The organism is Pantoea sp. USHLN256, assembly GCF_037149875.1.
Lineage (GTDB): Bacteria > Pseudomonadota > Gammaproteobacteria > Enterobacterales > Enterobacteriaceae > Pantoea > Pantoea nemavictus.
Window position 1 is genome coordinate 51,127 of record NZ_JBBCQO010000009.1, and the last position, 16,651, is coordinate 67,777.

The window sequence follows — 16,651 nt, forward strand, 5'->3', positions numbered from 1 at the left end:
CGTTTTCCTGTCCTGGTTATTTTATTTTAGCGAGGTTATAGCTTGTTTGACCGTTATGATGCCGGTGAGCAGGCCGTACTGGTACACATCTGGTTCTCCCAAGACAAAGAGCTGGAAGATTTGCAGGAGTTTGAAACTCTTGTCTCTTCTGCGGGCGTCGAAGCGCTGCAAGTCATTACGGGCAGCCGTAAAGCGCCACATCCCAAATATTTTGTCGGTGAAGGAAAGGCAGTTGAAATTGCCGATGCGGTAAAAGCGAGTGGAGCATCGGTCGTTTTATTCGATCATGCCTTAACTCCTGCTCAGGAACGTAATCTTGAACGGCTGTGCGAATGTCGCGTAATCGATCGCACCGGCTTAATTCTCGATATTTTCGCCCAGCGCGCCCGCACCCATGAGGGGAAATTGCAGGTCGAGCTGGCACAACTACGCCATTTAGCAACCCGTTTGGTTCGCGGATGGACACACCTTGAACGCCAGAAAGGCGGTATCGGTTTGCGTGGTCCAGGTGAAACTCAGCTGGAAACGGACCGCCGCTTGCTGCGTGGTCGTATTAGTCAGATTCTCTCCCGTCTTGAACGCGTCGAAAAACAGCGCGATCAGGGTAGGCAAGCGCGCGCCAAAGCTGACGTGCCAACAGTTTCGCTGGTGGGATACACCAACGCCGGCAAATCCACTCTGTTTAACGCGATTACCTCTGCGGATGTCTACGTAGCGGACCAACTGTTCGCGACACTGGATCCGACTCTGCGCCGCCTTAACGTGGCGGATGTGGGTGAAGTGGTGTTAGCCGATACGGTAGGTTTTATTCGTCACTTGCCGCATGATTTAGTGGCGGCATTTAAAGCCACCCTGCAGGAAACGCGGCAGGCGACACTGCTGTTGCACGTGATTGACGCTGCCGATTTACGCGTGAATGATAACATTGATGCCGTTAACGAAGTTCTGGAAGAGATTGAAGCCGATGAAATTCCGGCTCTGTTGATCATGAACAAAATCGATATGCTGGAGGATTTTGTGCCGCGTATCGATCGTAACGAAGAGAACCAGCCGATACGTGTTTGGTTATCTGCACAGAGCGGCGTAGGCCTACCGCTGTTGTGGCAGGCGCTCTCAGAGCGTTTAGCCGGTGAAATTGCGCAGTACGATTTGCGTCTGCCGCCGGAAGCAGGCCGTTTACGCAGTCGTTTTTACCAGCTACACGCAATAGAAAAAGAATGGAATGAAGATGATGGCTGTGTAAGTTTGCACGTGCGTATGCCGATTGTTGACTGGCGTCGTCTGTGTAAGCAAGAGCCGTCGCTAGCCAGTTATATTGTTTGATATTGCCCAATCGCACTTACCCAAAAAAGATTTCAGGTTGTAGTAATTATCGTTGCAGGCCGAAATATTATGGTTTTACGCGAATATTTCGGATTGCGGCAAGGCGGCAACTGAGCAAATCCCCAGGAGCTTACATCGGTAAGTGACTGGGGTGCGTGAAGGCAGCCAACGCAGCTGCAATCCGAAAGATGAAGGGTAAAACCGTAAATACAATAAATGGAGTAGAGACATGGCGTGGAATCAGCCCGGAAATAACGGACAGGACCGCGACCCGTGGGGAAGCAGCAATAATCAAGGCGGCAACTCTGGGGGAAATAAAGGAGGTCGCGATCAGGGACCACCTGATCTGGATGATATCTTCCGTAAGCTGAGTAAAAAACTCGGCGGACTGGGCGGTGGCAAACAGAATGATAACGGTCAGCGCAGCGGCGGTAGCGGTGGCAAAGTTGTTGGCATCGTTGCCGTAGCGGCAGTGGTTATCTGGGCGGCTAGCGGTTTCTACACTATCAAAGAAGCGGAACGTGGCGTCGTCACCCGCTTTGGCAAATTCAGCCATCTGGTTGAGCCAGGCCTTAACTGGAAACCGACCTTTATCGATCAGGTTCGTGCGGTGAACGTTGAAGCCGTACGTGAACTGGCGGCGTCTGGCGTGATGCTGACCTCGGACGAGAACGTGGTGCGCGTTGAGATGAACGTGCAGTACCGCGTAACCGATCCAGAACGTTATCTGTATGCGGTAACCAGCGCCGACGACAGTCTGCGTCAGGCCACTGACAGCGCCTTACGTGGCGTGATTGGGCGCTCGACCATGGACCGCATCCTGACGGAAGGTCGTACCGTGGTGCGTAGCGAAACGCAGCGTGAGCTCGACGAGACCATCCGTCCGTACAACATGGGTATTACCCTGCTGGACGTAAACTTCCAGGCGGCGCGTCCACCGGAAGAAGTGAAAGCATCGTTTGATGATGCGATTGCCGCGCGTGAAAACCGTGAGCAGTATGTGCGTGAAGCCGAAGCGTATTCGAATGAAGTCCAGCCGCGTGCCAATGGTCAGGCGCAGCGTATCCTTGAAGAAGGTCGCGCCTACAAAGAACGTACGGTGCTAGAAGCGCAGGGTGAGGTTGCCCGTTTCGCTCGCTTGCTGCCGGAATACAAAGCCGCACCGGAAATCACCAAAGAGCGTCTCTACATTGAAACCATGGAACGCGTGTTGAGCCATACCCGCAAAGTATTGATCAGCGATCGTGGCAGCAATTTGACGGTTCTGCCATTGGATCAGTTGATGCGCGGTGGTCAATCTGGCCAGGGCGGTCAAAAAATGACTAATTTAATGAAGTCACCTTCGTCTTCTGATAGCAATGCAAGCCGTAGTGATACCTCATCATACAGTCCAGACAGCATCATGGATCAGCGTCGCGCCAATGCGCTGCGCAACGATACCCAGCGCCAAGGGAGGGAGTAATCGATGCGTAAGCCAATCATCGCCGTAATTATTGTAGTGCTGGTGGTGCTTTACGCGTCACTGTTCGTGGTGCAGGAAGGCCAACGTGGCATCGTGCTGCGCTTTGGTAAGGTTCTGCGTGATGACGAAAACAAACCGCTGGTGTATGCACCGGGTCTGCATTTCAAGATTCCGTTTATTGAAACCATGAAGTCATTGGATGCGCGCATTCAGACCATGGACAATCAGGCCGACCGTTTTGTCACCAAAGAGAAGAAAGACCTGATCGTTGATTCCTACATCAAATGGCGCATCAGCGATTTCAGCCGTTACTACCTGGCAACCGGCGGTGGCGACGTTTCTCAGGCCGAAGTGTTGCTGAAACGTAAGTTCAGTGACCGTCTGCGCTCTGAAATGGGCCGTCTGGATGTGAAAGACATCGTGACCGATTCGCGTGGTCGATTGACCACCGACGTGCGTGATGCGCTGAACACCGGCAGCGCCGGCAATGATGATGACGTTCAGACGCCAGCTGCGGATGATGCGATTGCTAATGCGGCGGCACGTGTAGAGCGTGAAACCAACAGCAGTGAACCAGCACCTAATCCGAACAGCATGGCGGCGTTGGGTATCCAGGTCGTCGACGTGCGTATTAAGCAGATCAACCTGCCAACGGAAGTGTCTGACGCGATCTACAACCGTATGCGCGCCGAGCGTGAAGCGGTAGCGCGTAGTCAGCGTTCACAAGGCCAGGAAGAGGCAGAAAAACTGCGTGCGCAGGCTGATTATCAGGTGACGCGTACGCTGGCAGAAGCTCAGCGTGAAGCGCTGATTTCAAGGGGTGAAGGTGATGGTGAAGCGGCAAAACTGTTTGCTGATGCCTTTAGCAAGGATCCGGATTTCTATGCCTTTATCCGCAGTCTGCGTGCCTATGAGAATAGTTTCTCAGACAATCAGGATGTGTTGGTATTGAGCCCGGATAGCGATTTCTTCCGCTATATGAAAGCGCCCTCTAACGCCACGCGTTAAGAACTGATATAAAGTCCAGGCCGACAATGTTGTCGGCCTTTTTTTTGGGAAAAAATCATGAACACAACCATCTGGATGGCGCTGGCTTTAGTTTTGGTGCTGGAAGGACTTGGGCCGATGTTTATGCCACGAGCCTGGCGGCGCATGATACTGGCAATGACACAGTTACCCGATCGCCTTTTGCATCGTTTTGGCGGTGGTTTAGTCGTTGCTGGCGTGGTGATTTACGCGATGATCAGCATGCATACGCAATCGTAAATGAAAAATTATGTGAGGTCGCAGGGGTTCAATTGTGTCTGATGGCCGTTGTGTACCCAACATGTTGTGAGCTGAGCAAAACTCAGGCAAAAAACAGCGCAATCGTATGCTAAAAGTGCTGAAAGAGTAAAAGTCAGGTGGTAGAATCCATTTTTAAGCAATCGGTGATTTTGAAAAAATGGGTAAGAACGTCGTCGTACTGGGCACCCAATGGGGTGACGAAGGTAAAGGTAAGATCGTAGACCTTCTGACAGAGCGCGCGAATTACGTCGTGCGTTACCAAGGTGGCCACAATGCAGGCCATACACTTGTCATCAACGGTGAAAAAACCGTCCTTCACTTAATTCCATCTGGCATCTTGCGTGAAAACGTCACCAGCATCATTGGTAACGGCGTTGTGCTGTCGCCTGAAGCGCTGATGAAAGAGATGAAAGGCCTTGAAGAACGCGGTGTGCCGGTACGTGAACGTCTGCTGATCTCTGAAGCCTGCCCATTGATTCTGCAATACCACGTAGCAATGGATGTAGCACGTGAAAAAGCGCGCGGCGCCAAAGCTATCGGCACCACCGGTCGTGGTATCGGTCCAGCTTATGAAGACAAAGTGGCACGTCGCGGTCTGCGCGTGAGCGATCTCTTCAACAAAGAAACCTTCGCGGTGAAGCTGAAAGAGATCGTCGATTTCTACAACTTCCAGCTGGTTAACTATTACAAAACTGATGCAGTTGACTACGAAAAAGTGCTGAGTGATACGCTGGCAGTTGCCGATATCATTACCAGCATGGTCGTTGATGTGTCTGATCTGCTGGATGGCGCGCGCAAGCGTGGCGATCTGATCATGTTCGAAGGTGCGCAGGGTACGCTGCTGGATATCGATCACGGTACCTATCCGTACGTGACCTCTTCTAACACCACCGCAGGTGGCGTGGCGACCGGTTCAGGCATTGGTCCACGTTACGTTGATTACGTGCTGGGTATCGTGAAGGCGTATTCAACGCGTGTTGGCGCTGGTCCATTCCCGACCGAACTGTTCGACGAAACCGGCGAATTCCTGTGCGCGCAGGGCCACGAGTTTGGCGCGACTACCGGTCGTCGTCGTCGCACCGGCTGGCTGGATGCGGTGGCAGTTCGCCGTGCAGTGCAGATCAACTCGCTGTCAGGTTTCTGCATGACCAAGCTGGACGTGCTGGATGGCTTGAAAGAAGTAAAAATCTGCGTGGCTTATCGCATGCCAGATGGCCGCGAAATGACCACCACGCCGCTGGCTGCGGAAGGCTGGGAAGGCATTGAGCCGATCTACGAAACCATGCCAGGCTGGAGCGAGACCACGTTTGGCGTTAAGACGCTGGAAGGTTTGCCTCAAGCTGCACGCGACTACATCAAGCGTGTAGAAGAAGTGACCGGTGTGCCGATTGATATTATTTCTACCGGCCCAGACCGCAGTGAGACCATGATTCTGCGCGATCCGTTCGACGCATAATCTTTTGAGGCCGGGCATCGCCCGGCCTCAATATAACCTAAATACTTCAAGCTGCAGGCGCGTTGGCTGCGCGTGCTCACCCCAGTCACTTACGTGAGTAAGCGCTTGGGGATTCACCCACTTGCCGCCTTCCTCCAGCTCGAATTATTTAGGCTATAGACAATATTTGACTCCACTCACTCTATTTTTTCTTGCAAATATCGATACTTGCAGGAAAAAAACGCACCGGCCACCACGCTCTGGTTTATCATCATATTTAAACATCACGCCGACCGGCGCATAACCATAACGTCCGATGATTCACTGAGGTCTATGTGCAGCTAACAAGTTTTACCGATTATGGTCTGCGTGCCCTGATTTACATGGCGACGTTGCCGGAAGGTAAGCAGACTAACATTACCGAAGTCACCGATACCTACGGGGTGTCGCGTAACCATATGGTTAAAATCATCAACCAACTTAGCCGGGCTGGCTTTGTCGCCGCAACACGCGGTAAAAACGGCGGAATTCGTTTAGGCATGGACCCGGAAAAAATCGTGATTGGCGATGTGGTGAGAAAAATGGAGCCCTTGCAGCTCGTGAACTGCGAAGAGTGTTCCATCACACCAGCCTGTCGTTTGCGTAAAGCGCTACACGATGCGGTCCAGCTATTCCTCAAGGAACTGGACAGGTACACGCTGGCCGATTTGGTCAGAAACAACGATGCGTTGTACCAACTTTTATTGTCCGAACCGCCGGTGGCAATCCAAATTAAATGACATCGGAGGAACCGTAATGTCAAAAGATCCTTTTCAGGATAGAGAAGCTGAAAAATACGAAAACCCTATTCCGAGCCGTGAGTTCATTCTGGCTCTGCTTGAGAAACGGGAAAAACCAACTAACCGCGACGACATCGCGCAGGAACTGAATATCACCAGCGAAGAGCAGCTGGAAGCGCTGCGCCGCCGTCTACGCGCCATGGAGCGTGATGGTCAGTTGGTGTTTACTCGCCGTCAATGTTACGCCTTACCAGAACGTCTGGATCTGATTCGTGGCAAAGTGATTGGCCATCGTGATGGCTATGGCTTCCTGCGCGTTGAAGGTCAGAAAGATGATTTCTATCTCTCTGCTGAGCAGATGAAGTTCTGCCTGCATGGCGATGTGATTCTGGCACAGCCGGGCAGCGCCGATCGTAAAGGTCGTCGCGAGGCGCGTGTGGTACGCGTGCTGGAGCCACGTAACAGCCAGATCGTTGGGCGCTACTTTACCGATGCGGGGACCGGCTTTGTCGTGCCTGATGACAGCCGTCTGAGCTTCGACATCCTGATCCCGCAAGAAGAGACCCTCAACGCGCGCATGGGCTCGGTAGTGGTGGTGGAGATCACTCAACGTGCCACGCGTCGCAACAAAGCGCTTGGCAAAATTACCGAACTGCTCGGCGATGATATGGGCACCAGCCTTGCCGTGGATATGGCCGTGCGTACCCATGAGATTCCGCATACCTGGCCGGAAGAAGTTGAAAAACAGGTCGCTAAGCTGAAAGAAGACGTGCCGGAAGAGGCGAAGAAAGGACGGGTTGATTTACGTAAGCTGCCGCTGGTTACCATTGATGGCGAAGATGCGCGCGACTTTGATGACGCCGTTTTCTGCGAGAAGAAGCGCGGTGGCGGCTGGCGTTTGTGGGTGGCGATTGCCGATGTAAGTTATTACGTGCGTCCGGGCACGCCGCTGGATGATGAAGCGCATCAGCGCGGCACCTCGGTGTATTTCCCATCGCAGGTTATCCCGATGCTGCCGGAGATTCTCTCCAACGGCTTGTGCTCGCTGAATCCGCAGGTTGATCGTTTGTGCATGGTGTGTGAGATGACCGTCTCCTCCAGCGGCAAGCTCACCGGTTTCAAACACTATGAAGCGGTGATGAATTCGCATGCGCGACTGACGTACAACAAAGTGTGGAACATTCTGCAAGGTGATGCCGATCTGTGTGAACAATACGCAGCGCAGGTTCCCCATCTGCATGAGCTACACAACATGTACCAGGTGCTGGAAACTGCACGTGAGCAGCGTGGCGGCATTTCGTTTGAGACCGACGAAGCCAAGTTTATCTTCAACGCGGAGCGTCGTATTGAGCGCGTCGAGCGCACCTCACGCAATGATGCGCACAAGCTGATTGAAGAGTGCATGATTCTCGCTAACATCGCCTCAGCGCGTTTTGTTGAGAAAAATGAAGAGCCTGCGTTGTTCCGCGATCACGATCGTCCAAGCGAAGACAGCATCAAGAGCTTCCGTACCGTGCTGAACGAGCTGGGCTTAAGCCTGCCGGGCGGTGCCAAGCCACATCCTACGGATTATGCCGATCTGCTGAAGCAAGTTGCCGATCGTCCAGACGCAGAAATGCTGCAGACCATGCTGCTGCGCTCGATGAAACAGGCGGTCTACGATCCGGAAAACCGCGGTCACTTCGGCCTGGCGCTGGCTTCCTATGCGCACTTTACCTCGCCGATCCGTCGCTATCCGGATCTGCTGCTGCATCGCGCCATCAAATATCTGCTGGCGAAAGAGCGGGGCGAAGTGGATGGCATCACTACACCAACTGGCGGTTATCACTATGATATGCAGCAGATGCTGCAGCTGGGCCAACACTGTTCGCTGACGGAACGTCGTGCTGATGAAGCCACGCGTGATGTTGCCGATTGGCTGAAGTGTGATTTCATGCAGGATCAGGTGGGCAACGTGTTCAGCGGCGTGATCTCCAGCGTGACTGGCTTTGGTTTCTTTGTGCGCCTCAACGATCTGTTTATCGATGGTTTGGTGCACGTTTCGTCGCTGGATAACGACTATTATCGCTTCGATGCGGTGGGCCAGCGCCTGATTGGTGAGTCTGGCGGCCGTACCTATCGCCTTGGCGATGCGGTTGAAGTGCGCGTTGATGCGGTACATATGGACGAGCGTAAAATCGACTTCGCGCTGATCTCCAGCAAGCGTGTTCCACGTGGCGAAGGCAAAACCGAGCGCGAGCGTGAGAAGCGTGGCGGTAAACCGCCAGCCAAACGTCGTCGCGATGCCGGCAAAAAGGGGACTTTCGAGCCTGATTCAGCCTTCCGCGGCGAGAAGAAAAAGCCTGCTGTGGCTGAAAAACCGGCCAAAACCGAGAAAAAAGGCAAAAATGTCTCGGAGAAAACCCGTAAAATCGCCGCCGCCACCAAGGCTAAGCGTGGGTCGAAGAAGAAACCTGGCGAAGCCTGATTGTTTGGTCGTCATTAAAGACGACTGTACAGACCATCGACGTGTTTGTGAAAGGTGCGCATTTATGCGCACCTGAATAACGGCCTCTGTATTTATGATTCAAATCCAACCTTGAGCAAAGTAATGAGCGAAATAATTTTTGGTATTCATAGCGTGCAGGCGCTGCTGGAACGCGATCCTCAGCGTTTTCAGGAAGTCTTTATCCTTAAAGGCCGCGAAGATCGTCGCCTGCAGCCGCTGATCCTCGCATTGGAAGCTCAGGGAATTCCGGTGCAGGTTGCCAATCGTCAATGGCTGGATAGCCAGGTTGAAGGCGGCGTGCATCAGGGGATTGTGGCGCGCGTGAAACCGGGCAAGCAGTACCAGGAAGGTGATCTGCCGGATCTGCTGCAGAGCCTGGAGAAGCCGTTCCTGCTGGTGCTGGATGGTGTTACCGATCCGCACAATCTTGGCGCATGCCTGCGTAGCGCAGATGCTGCTGGCGTGCATGCCGTCATCGTGCCGAAAGATCGCGCAGCACCGCTGAACGCCACGGCGAAGAAAGTCGCCAGCGGCGCGGCAGAAAACGTACCGTTGATTCGTGTGACGAACCTGGCGCGTACCCTGCGTTTGCTGCAGGAATACAACGTCTGGGTGGTCGGCACTGCGGGTGAAGCCGATCACACCGTTTATCAAAGTAAAATGACCGGCCCGATGGCGCTGGTGATGGGCGCGGAAGGTGAAGGTATGCGTCGTCTGACGCGTGAACACTGTGATGAGCTAATTAGCATCCCAATGGCAGGTAGCGTCTCGTCACTGAACGTATCTGTGGCCACCGGCGTTTGTCTGTTCGAGGCCGTTCGTCAGCGTCAGGCGTGATCCCCACCGCAAAATAGTTTTTGTACCCGACGTAACTGCACATCCTCTTCATACTTAAAAAATGAGTATGAGGAGGACGATGTATGAATTGGCACACCCACACCGTATTCAATCAGCCCCAGCCGCTCAGCAACAGCAACCTGTTTACCCGCGATAGCGCCTTGTGCGAGGCAGTGGTACGCGAAGGCGCCAGCTGGGACCGCGAATGGCTGGCTTCCGTTGGGCTGCAGCTGGGCAGCGCCGAATCTCTTGAATTGGGGCGATTGGCTAACGTCGAAGCACCGGAGCTGCTGCGCTACAACGCGCGCGGGGAGCGTCTCGACGAAGTGCGTTTTCATCCAGCATGGCATCTGCTGATGCAGGGACTGTGTGCCAGCCGGCTGCACAATCTCAGCTGGCAGCCCGATGTACAGCCGCAGGCGATGGTGGCGCGTGCCGCCAGATTTATCCTGCATGCCCAGGTCGAAGCGGGCTCTCTGTGCCCGGTGACCATGACGCACGCCGCCATTCCACTGCTGCAGAATCATCTGCCAGAACCTTATGCTGACTGGCGCGAAGCCTTGCTCAGCGATCGCTACGATGCGCATCATCTGCCGGGCAAGAAGAAACGCGGCCTATTAATTGGCATGGGCATGACGGAAAAGCAGGGCGGCACCGATGTGTTGAGCAACACCACGCGCGCTGAACCGCTTGGCGTGCGCGGGCCGGGCGCAGCGTATCGCATCACCGGTCACAAATGGTTTTTCTCCGTGCCGCAAAGCGATGCGCATCTGATTTTGGCGCAAACCCCGCAAGGACTGAGCTGCTTCTTCCTGCCACGCCTGCTGCCGGACGGCACGCGCAACGCGATTCGCATTGAACGTCTCAAAGACAAACTCGGTAATCGCTCCAACGCCAGTGCTGAAGTGGAGTTTCAGGATGCGGTGGGTTGGCTGATGGGCGAAGAGGGCGACGGCGTGCGGCTGATCCTGAAAATGGGCGGCATGACGCGCTTCGACTGCGCGTTAGGTAGCCATGGGCAGATGCGCCGGGCGCTATCGATTGCCATCCATCATGCGCAGCAGCGCCAGGTTATGGGCAAAAACCTTATTGATCAGCCGCTGATGCGCGCAGTGCTGGCGCAGCAGGCGCTGCAACTGGAAGGGCAAACCGCGCTGCTAATGCGTCTGGCTCGCGCCTGGTCAACGCCCGCCAGCGAACATGAACGCTTATATGCCCGCTTGTTCACACCCGCCGCTAAGTTCGCCGTCTGCCAGGCGGGGATGCCCTTTGTGGCGGAAGCGATGGAAGCGCTGGGCGGCATCGGCTACTGCGAAGAGAGCGAACTGCCGCGGCTGTATCGTGAAATGCCGGTTAACAGCATCTGGGAAGGCTCTGGCAACGTCATGTGCCTTGATGTACTGCGCGTGATGGGGCGCCATTCTGAAGTGATAGCCATGCTGCATGATGAATTTGATGCGGTTAAAGGCAGCAATCGCCATTTCGATCGCCGCTGGCGCCAGCTGCGTTTACAGCTCGCCCATGTGCGAGAAGAGCAGGCGCGAGACGTCACGCGTGAACTGTTTTTACTGGCCAGTGCTGCGATCCTGCTAAAAGTGGCCGAACCGCCGTTGGCTGATGGCTGGTGTCAGCAGCATCTCGATATGCGCGGCAAACGCGCCTTAACTGACGATCTCTGCGCGCGCTTACTGTTGCGCTCCAGTGCTGGCTGATGGCGCACCATACAGAATGGCGGTGGCGTACCAGAAGCTGGGAATAGTCGTCTCATCCAGCATTACAATTTGATAATAGACCGCGCCCGCCTGATTGGCTTTGGCGGCAATGGCACGCTGAGCATCATCCGGCGAACCACGCGTGGTGGCGGTGATGTTGCCCAGTTTTGGCAGACCGAAACTCTGCGCGCGCGAAATTTCCTGCGCCTGACTGCCCGGTGACGGCGGCGCTTGTGGTGTGGTGGTGAAAGCAGCGCAGCCGCTGAGCAGCAGAGTCAACGTCAGAAAGAGAGTACGCATAGCAACTCCTGAAGGAGGAAGATGGCTCAAGTGTATGCCATCTTCCCCGTGCTTTTAGTCCTTCAGATGAAAAATGCTTACCAGCTGTGTCAGATGATGGCCTTTTTTGCTCAGATGATTAGCCGTGGTTTCCGATTGGTTAATCATATCGCTGCTTTGATGCGTTGCCTGGCTGATGTGATTCATCGCCAGATTAACCTGACCAATCCCCGCCGCCTGTTCCTGCGCAGCGATATTGATCTCACCCATCAACGTCTTGACCTGCTCGATATGATTGACGATATGACTCATCGCATCGCGCGTTTGCTCCGACAGCGTATGCCCGGCCGCCACTTTATCGATTGAGCTGGCAATCAAGCCATCGATCTCTTTAGCCGCCGTTGCACTGCGCTGCGCCAGCGCACGTACTTCTGCCGCCACTACCGCGAAGCCTTTGCCGTGTTCACCGGCGCGTGCGGCCTCAACGGCGGCATTCAGCGCCAGAATGTTGGTCTGGAACGCAATCGACTCAATCACATGGGTGATATCGGCGATACTCTGCGACGCCACGCGAATCTCCGACATGGTTTCCACCGAACGTGCCACGGTGCTTCCGCCATGATTCACGGTATTGGCTGCTTCACCCACCAGCGCCATTGCCTGACGTACGTTGGCTGCGGTTTGCGCCACCGTAGCACCAAACTGCTCCATGCTGGCCGAGGTTTCCTCCACGCTGCTGGCCTGGCGACCAATTTGTTCGCTGATGCTAGAGCTGCTGGCGGCGATGGTGTCGGTGCCGCTGCTAATCTCGCGCGCGGCCGAGCGCACCTGGCTGACGACTTTCTCCAATCCATCGCCAATACCATTAATCGCGCTAACCAGCTGACCGATTTCATCACGACGTGAGGAGTCGAGATGCGCCTGCAGATTACCGGCAGCATACTGTTCCGCCAGATGAATCACCTGCTGTAGCGGACGGGTAATGGCGCGGCGGCTGTACCACATAAAGCCAATGGCAAAGGCAATTACCAGCGCCAGACCCATCGCCATAAACAGGTTGCGGCTGTGGGTGATTGGCGCCAGCAGGCTGGCACGGCTCACTTCACCGGCGATAATCCAGTTCCAGCCCGGCAACTGCTGCCATGCCAGCAGTTTGGTTTCGCCATCGAGTTCAACCGCCACCACACCTTTCGGCTGGCTGAGCAGTTGCTGCTGCGTAGCGCGATCCCAGCGCGGCAGTTTACCTTCAGCATGACGATCAAACAGATATTGGCCCTGGCTGCTGCCCGGCGCACCATTGAGTACCGAGAAGGTGCCGCTGTCGCCTAAGTGACGCGCCAGCACTTTATCCCGCATCAACGCGTACTGCGCGTCAATCTGTACGCCAACGAACAGGATAGCGATCACCGCGCCGCTGCTATCCTGCACCGGCTGATACTGCGTGATGTAACGGTGGCCGAACAGCGTCGCCAGGCCACGATACACCGTGCCCTGATTGACGCTGCGCCAGGCCGCGCTGCTGCGATCCAGTTTGGTACCAATCGCCCGGCTGCCATCCTCTTTTTTCAGCGAGGTGGAGATACGCACATAATCCTCACCGTCGCGCACGAAGATAGTGGAGACCGCGCCGGTGCGATCGAGGAAGTCATCAACCGCGATTTGATCGAGGTTGAGGGTTTTCAACCCGGCACGCAGCGTTGGCGTACTGAATTCGCCCACCTGAATGCGCTCGCTTTCGTCGCGACTAAAGCGTTTAGGCAAAAAGCTCTGGAACAGTTTGGTGTAATTCGCCACCTCTTCTGACAACGTGGCGTTGAACATGGTGGCCATTTCATTAATGCCTTGCACCTGATTCTGCATATCGTCGATTGCCAACTGTTCCAGCTGACGTGCGGCGTTATGGCTCAGGGTTAAGGTCAGAGTAAATAGCACAATTGCCACGCTCAAAGACGTCAATACAGACAGCTTAAATCCGAGACCCATGGCGCTGAGAGAAAGACGCTTCATAAAGTACCTTTTGAGATTATTGAAGGGGTACAAGATCAACGGCAAAAAGGGCTAAATGTTTAGGGCAGAAATTATTCAAACTTAATGTGAAGTGGCTCGCATTTTGTTCGGCAGCGCTTACACTGATTCCAGTGATAATCATTCTCAATGGAGGCGATATGATTGAGTTGGCGACGGAGAATCTGGCGGGCATCGAATGTATTCACGCAGCACCGGCCGGGCAGCGCCAGGCGCGCTTGCCGACGGTGTTGTTTTATCACGGGTTTACCTCATCGAAAGAGGTTTATAGCTACTTTGCCGTGGCGCTGGCGCAGGCGGGTTTTCGCGTGATCATGCCCGATGCTGATATGCACGGCGCGCGCTATAACGGCGATACCGAACTGCGTATGACGCACTTCTGGGACATTCTTAAAAAGAACATTGATGAAGTGGCGTTGCTGGAAGCGGCGCTGCGTGAGAATGACTGGGTTGCCGATGAGCGTTTTGCCGTGGCGGGTGCATCGATGGGCGGCATGACTGCGCTGGGGGCGATGGCGCGCTATCCGCAGATTCACAGCGTGGCGTGTTTGATGGGCTCCGGCTATTTCATGCAACTGAGTCATACGCTGTTCCCGCCGCTGGTGGCGCGTACGCCTGAGCAGAAAGAGACCTTTGCCGCGCGTTTAGCGCCGCTAGCCCCGTACGATCCCAGTGAACAGTTAGACAAACTGTCGAACCGGCCATTATTGCTGTGGCACGGGGAAGCAGATGAAGTGGTGCCGTTTGCCGAAACGGTACGGTTGGAGAAAGCGTTACGCGAGGCGGGGCTCGATCAGCAAATGACCTCACTTTCTGAAAAAAATATTGGCCACAAGATCACGCCTTCGGCCCTGACCGCGCTGGTCAGTTTCTTTAAACATCATTTATAAAAATGCGGGTTGGCGTGATTGGCGCCAGCCCGTTTAGCCGGACTAAAGTTGTGATGACAACCGTTCGGCGGCGCTGGTATTGGCACTGACTGGGTTACTGCTGGCAGGCGCATCCAACCGATTAACGTAGACATAGCCTGACGCCGCGTTGCTGCTGTGACTTCTCATCTGCTGTGCAAAGTCAGCGGAGCTGGCAAGCGCGGGGGTAGACAGGAAGAGACCCAGTAAAGTGGCGATAATGATGGTTTTCATAATCGACTCCTCACTTCAGGGATTACACTCTCAGACGTTACGAAAAAGTTAAATCGTGGCGCCTGTAACTAGTGTAGTTCTTAACCAACTTGCCGCCAGATCGTCCTGTTGAACGCCTTCTTCAGAGAATTTGATGAAACACTCTCTAACTTACTGAAGCACATCACTAAGCACAAAAAGCCGTATTAACTGGCACGATAGTCGCCCTTTGATGAATTGTGCGCTTGAGTTTCCGCAAGGACGCCAGTATGATTACGCGTCAATTTTTCAGCTGCATTCAGAGGTGTGTTTCATTGGTTCAATGATCCACAACCTATAACGTTCCTTGCTTCCGTGGGCCGCAGCTGACCCTGACAGGAGGCTGAATAATCCGTAAGGAGCTATCGATGCGTCATTACGAAATCGTATTTATGGTCCACCCTGACCAGAGCGAACAGGTTCCAGGTATGATCGAGCGTTACACTGGTGCTATCACCGGTGCACAGGGCACGATTCACCGTCTGGAAGACTGGGGCCGCCGTCAGCTGGCTTACCCAATCAACAAACTGCACAAAGCTCACTATGTTCTGCTGAACGTAGAAGCGCCGCAGGAAGTGATTGACGAGCTGGAAACTAACTTCCGCTTCAACGACGCCGTTATCCGCAGCATGGTTATGCGCGTTAAGCACGCGGTAACTGAAGCATCTCCGATGGTTAAAGCTAAAGACGAGCGTCGTGATCGCCGCGAAGACTTTGCTAACGAATCGGCTGATGACTCAGATGCTGGGGATTCTGAAGAGTAATCCGACATGACGGCAAATCGACTGCGCCTGTCTGGCACTGTGTGCAAGACGCCGGTTCGAAAAGTCAGTCCGTCAGGGATTCCTCATTGCCAGTTCGTGCTTGAGCATCGTTCTGTGCAAGAGGAAGCCGGTTTCCACCGGCAAGCCTGGTGTCAAATGCCGGTGATTATCAGCGGCAGCACCCATCAGGTGATTACTCAACATATAACGGTCGGCACGCAACTCACTCTCGAAGGCTTTATTAGCTGCCATCAGGCACGCAATGGTCAGAGTAGAATGGTGTTACATGCCGAGCAGATTGATTTGATAGATTCTGGAGACTAGCCAAATGGCACGTTATTTCCGTCGTCGCAAGTTCTGCCGTTTCACCGCGGAAGGCGTTGTAGAGATTGATTACAAAGATATCGCTACACTGAAAAACTACATTACCGAAAGCGGTAAAATTGTCCCGAGCCGTATTACCGGTACTCGTGCAAAATACCAGCGCCAGCTCGCTCGTTGCATCAAGCGCGCTCGCTACCTGTCCCTGCTTCCGTACACTGATCGTCATCAGTAATCGGTAGTTGTCCATTAACGACTTTAAGAGGATAAGGTAATGCAAGTTATTCTGCTTGATAAAGTAGCAAACCTGGGCAGCCTGGGTGATCAGGTTAACGTTAAAGCGGGCTACGCTCGTAACTTCCTGGTTCCACAGGGTAAAGCTGTTCCTGCTACCAAGAAAAACGTTGAGTTCTTCGAAACACGTCGCGCTGAACTGGAAGCCAAACTGGCTGACGTTCTGGCTGCTGCTAACGCACGTGCAGAGAAAATCAACGCACTGGGCAACGTAACCATCGCGTCTAAATCAGGCGACGCTGGTAAACTGTTCGGTTCCATCGGTACCCGTGACATCGCTGATGCAGTAACTGCAGCTGGCGTTGAAGTGGCTAAAAGCGAAGTTCGTCTTCCAGAAGGCGTACTGCGCACCACCGGTGAGCACGAAGTTGACTTCCAGATCCATAGCGAAGTCTTCGCTAAACTGGTTGTGAATGTAGTTGCTGAGTAATTGGTACTCTAAATAATTCAAGGTGCAGGAAGGCGGCAAGGGAATGAATCCCCTG

At 54.2% G+C, this 16,651-nt stretch carries 17 protein-coding genes; 14 read left to right on the forward strand and 3 right to left on the reverse strand.

Features of this window, described 5'->3' with window-relative positions; translation table 11 throughout:
• Positions 1-42: 42 nt before the first annotated feature.
• The 9 genes from hflX (at position 43) to WFL93_RS19085 (ending at position 11,323) form a co-directional block, all read left to right on the forward strand.
• Positions 43-1,323, forward strand: a complete 1,281-nt coding sequence (hflX, locus tag WFL93_RS19045; protein ID WP_007892011.1) for a ribosome rescue GTPase HflX — start codon at positions 43-45, stop codon at positions 1,321-1,323.
• A 229-nt stretch (positions 1,324-1,552) separates the two neighbouring features.
• Positions 1,553-2,785 (forward strand): FtsH protease activity modulator HflK, encoded by a 1,233-nt coding sequence (gene hflK / locus WFL93_RS19050; RefSeq protein ID WP_007892012.1) that lies wholly within the window; start codon positions 1,553-1,555, stop codon positions 2,783-2,785.
• A gap of 3 nt (positions 2,786-2,788) precedes the next feature.
• Entirely contained in the window at positions 2,789-3,793 is a 1,005-nt protein-coding gene (gene hflC, locus WFL93_RS19055; RefSeq protein ID WP_007892013.1) for a protease modulator HflC, read from the forward strand.
• 57 nt (positions 3,794-3,850) lie between these two features.
• Positions 3,851-4,051, forward strand: coding sequence for a DUF2065 domain-containing protein (locus tag WFL93_RS19060; protein WP_336778797.1), 201 nt, complete (start codon positions 3,851-3,853; stop codon positions 4,049-4,051).
• A gap of 178 nt (positions 4,052-4,229) precedes the next feature.
• Positions 4,230-5,528: an adenylosuccinate synthase gene (locus WFL93_RS19065; RefSeq protein ID WP_007892015.1), complete on the forward strand. Its 1,299-nt coding sequence runs from the start codon at positions 4,230-4,232 to the stop codon at positions 5,526-5,528.
• Between the two features lie 314 nt (positions 5,529-5,842).
• Positions 5,843-6,286, forward strand: a complete 444-nt coding sequence (gene nsrR / locus WFL93_RS19070) for a nitric oxide-sensing transcriptional repressor NsrR (RefSeq protein ID WP_007892016.1) — start codon at positions 5,843-5,845, stop codon at positions 6,284-6,286.
• Between the two features lie 16 nt (positions 6,287-6,302).
• The gene (rnr, locus tag WFL93_RS19075) at positions 6,303-8,753 is read left to right on the forward strand and encodes a ribonuclease R (RefSeq protein WP_007892017.1); all 2,451 of its coding nucleotides are present in this window, start codon (positions 6,303-6,305) and stop codon (positions 8,751-8,753) included.
• Positions 8,754-8,876: 123 nt separating this feature from the next.
• Complete coding sequence (rlmB, locus tag WFL93_RS19080; RefSeq protein ID WP_007892019.1) at positions 8,877-9,611, forward strand: 23S rRNA (guanosine(2251)-2'-O)-methyltransferase RlmB; 735 nt, start codon at positions 8,877-8,879, stop codon at positions 9,609-9,611.
• Positions 9,612-9,694: 83 nt separating this feature from the next.
• Positions 9,695-11,323 carry an isovaleryl-CoA dehydrogenase gene (locus WFL93_RS19085; protein ID WP_336778798.1) on the forward strand — a complete coding sequence of 543 codons (1,629 nt, stop codon included), beginning with the start codon at positions 9,695-9,697 and terminating at the stop codon, positions 11,321-11,323.
• Here WFL93_RS19085 and bsmA read toward each other — a convergent pair.
• Complete coding sequence (gene bsmA / locus WFL93_RS19090) at positions 11,297-11,623, reverse strand: biofilm peroxide resistance protein BsmA (RefSeq protein WP_336778799.1); 327 nt, start codon at positions 11,621-11,623, stop codon at positions 11,297-11,299. The two genes, WFL93_RS19085 and bsmA, sit on opposite strands and share 27 nt — an antisense overlap.
• 54 nt (positions 11,624-11,677) lie before the next feature.
• Complete coding sequence (locus tag WFL93_RS19095) at positions 11,678-13,609, reverse strand: methyl-accepting chemotaxis protein (protein WP_180822570.1); 1,932 nt, start codon at positions 13,607-13,609, stop codon at positions 11,678-11,680.
• A 158-nt stretch (positions 13,610-13,767) separates the two neighbouring features.
• Here WFL93_RS19095 and yjfP point away from each other — a divergent pair, with 158 nt between their 5' ends.
• Positions 13,768-14,517, forward strand: coding sequence for an esterase (gene yjfP, locus WFL93_RS19100; protein WP_049851246.1), 750 nt, complete (start codon positions 13,768-13,770; stop codon positions 14,515-14,517).
• 42 nt (positions 14,518-14,559) lie between these two features.
• Here yjfP and WFL93_RS19105 read toward each other — a convergent pair whose 3' ends face one another.
• Positions 14,560-14,769 carry a hypothetical protein gene (locus WFL93_RS19105; protein WP_049851247.1) on the reverse strand — a complete coding sequence of 70 codons (210 nt, stop codon included), beginning with the start codon at positions 14,767-14,769 and terminating at the stop codon, positions 14,560-14,562.
• A gap of 386 nt (positions 14,770-15,155) precedes the next feature.
• Between WFL93_RS19105 and rpsF the strand changes: the two genes are divergently transcribed.
• The 4 genes from rpsF to rplI are packed head-to-tail and all read left to right on the forward strand — an operon-like array spanning position 15,156 to position 16,596.
• Complete coding sequence (rpsF, locus tag WFL93_RS19110; RefSeq protein WP_007892026.1) at positions 15,156-15,551, forward strand: 30S ribosomal protein S6; 396 nt, start codon at positions 15,156-15,158, stop codon at positions 15,549-15,551.
• Positions 15,552-15,557: 6 nt separating this feature from the next.
• Positions 15,558-15,875, forward strand: a complete 318-nt coding sequence (priB, locus tag WFL93_RS19115; protein ID WP_007892027.1) for a primosomal replication protein N — start codon at positions 15,558-15,560, stop codon at positions 15,873-15,875.
• 4 nt (positions 15,876-15,879) lie between these two features.
• The gene (rpsR, locus tag WFL93_RS19120; RefSeq protein ID WP_002210155.1) at positions 15,880-16,107 is read left to right on the forward strand and encodes a 30S ribosomal protein S18; all 228 of its coding nucleotides are present in this window, start codon (positions 15,880-15,882) and stop codon (positions 16,105-16,107) included.
• Positions 16,108-16,146: 39 nt separating this feature from the next.
• Entirely contained in the window at positions 16,147-16,596 is a 450-nt protein-coding gene (gene rplI / locus WFL93_RS19125) for a 50S ribosomal protein L9 (protein ID WP_008103594.1), read from the forward strand.
• Positions 16,597-16,651: the final 55 nt, after the last annotated feature.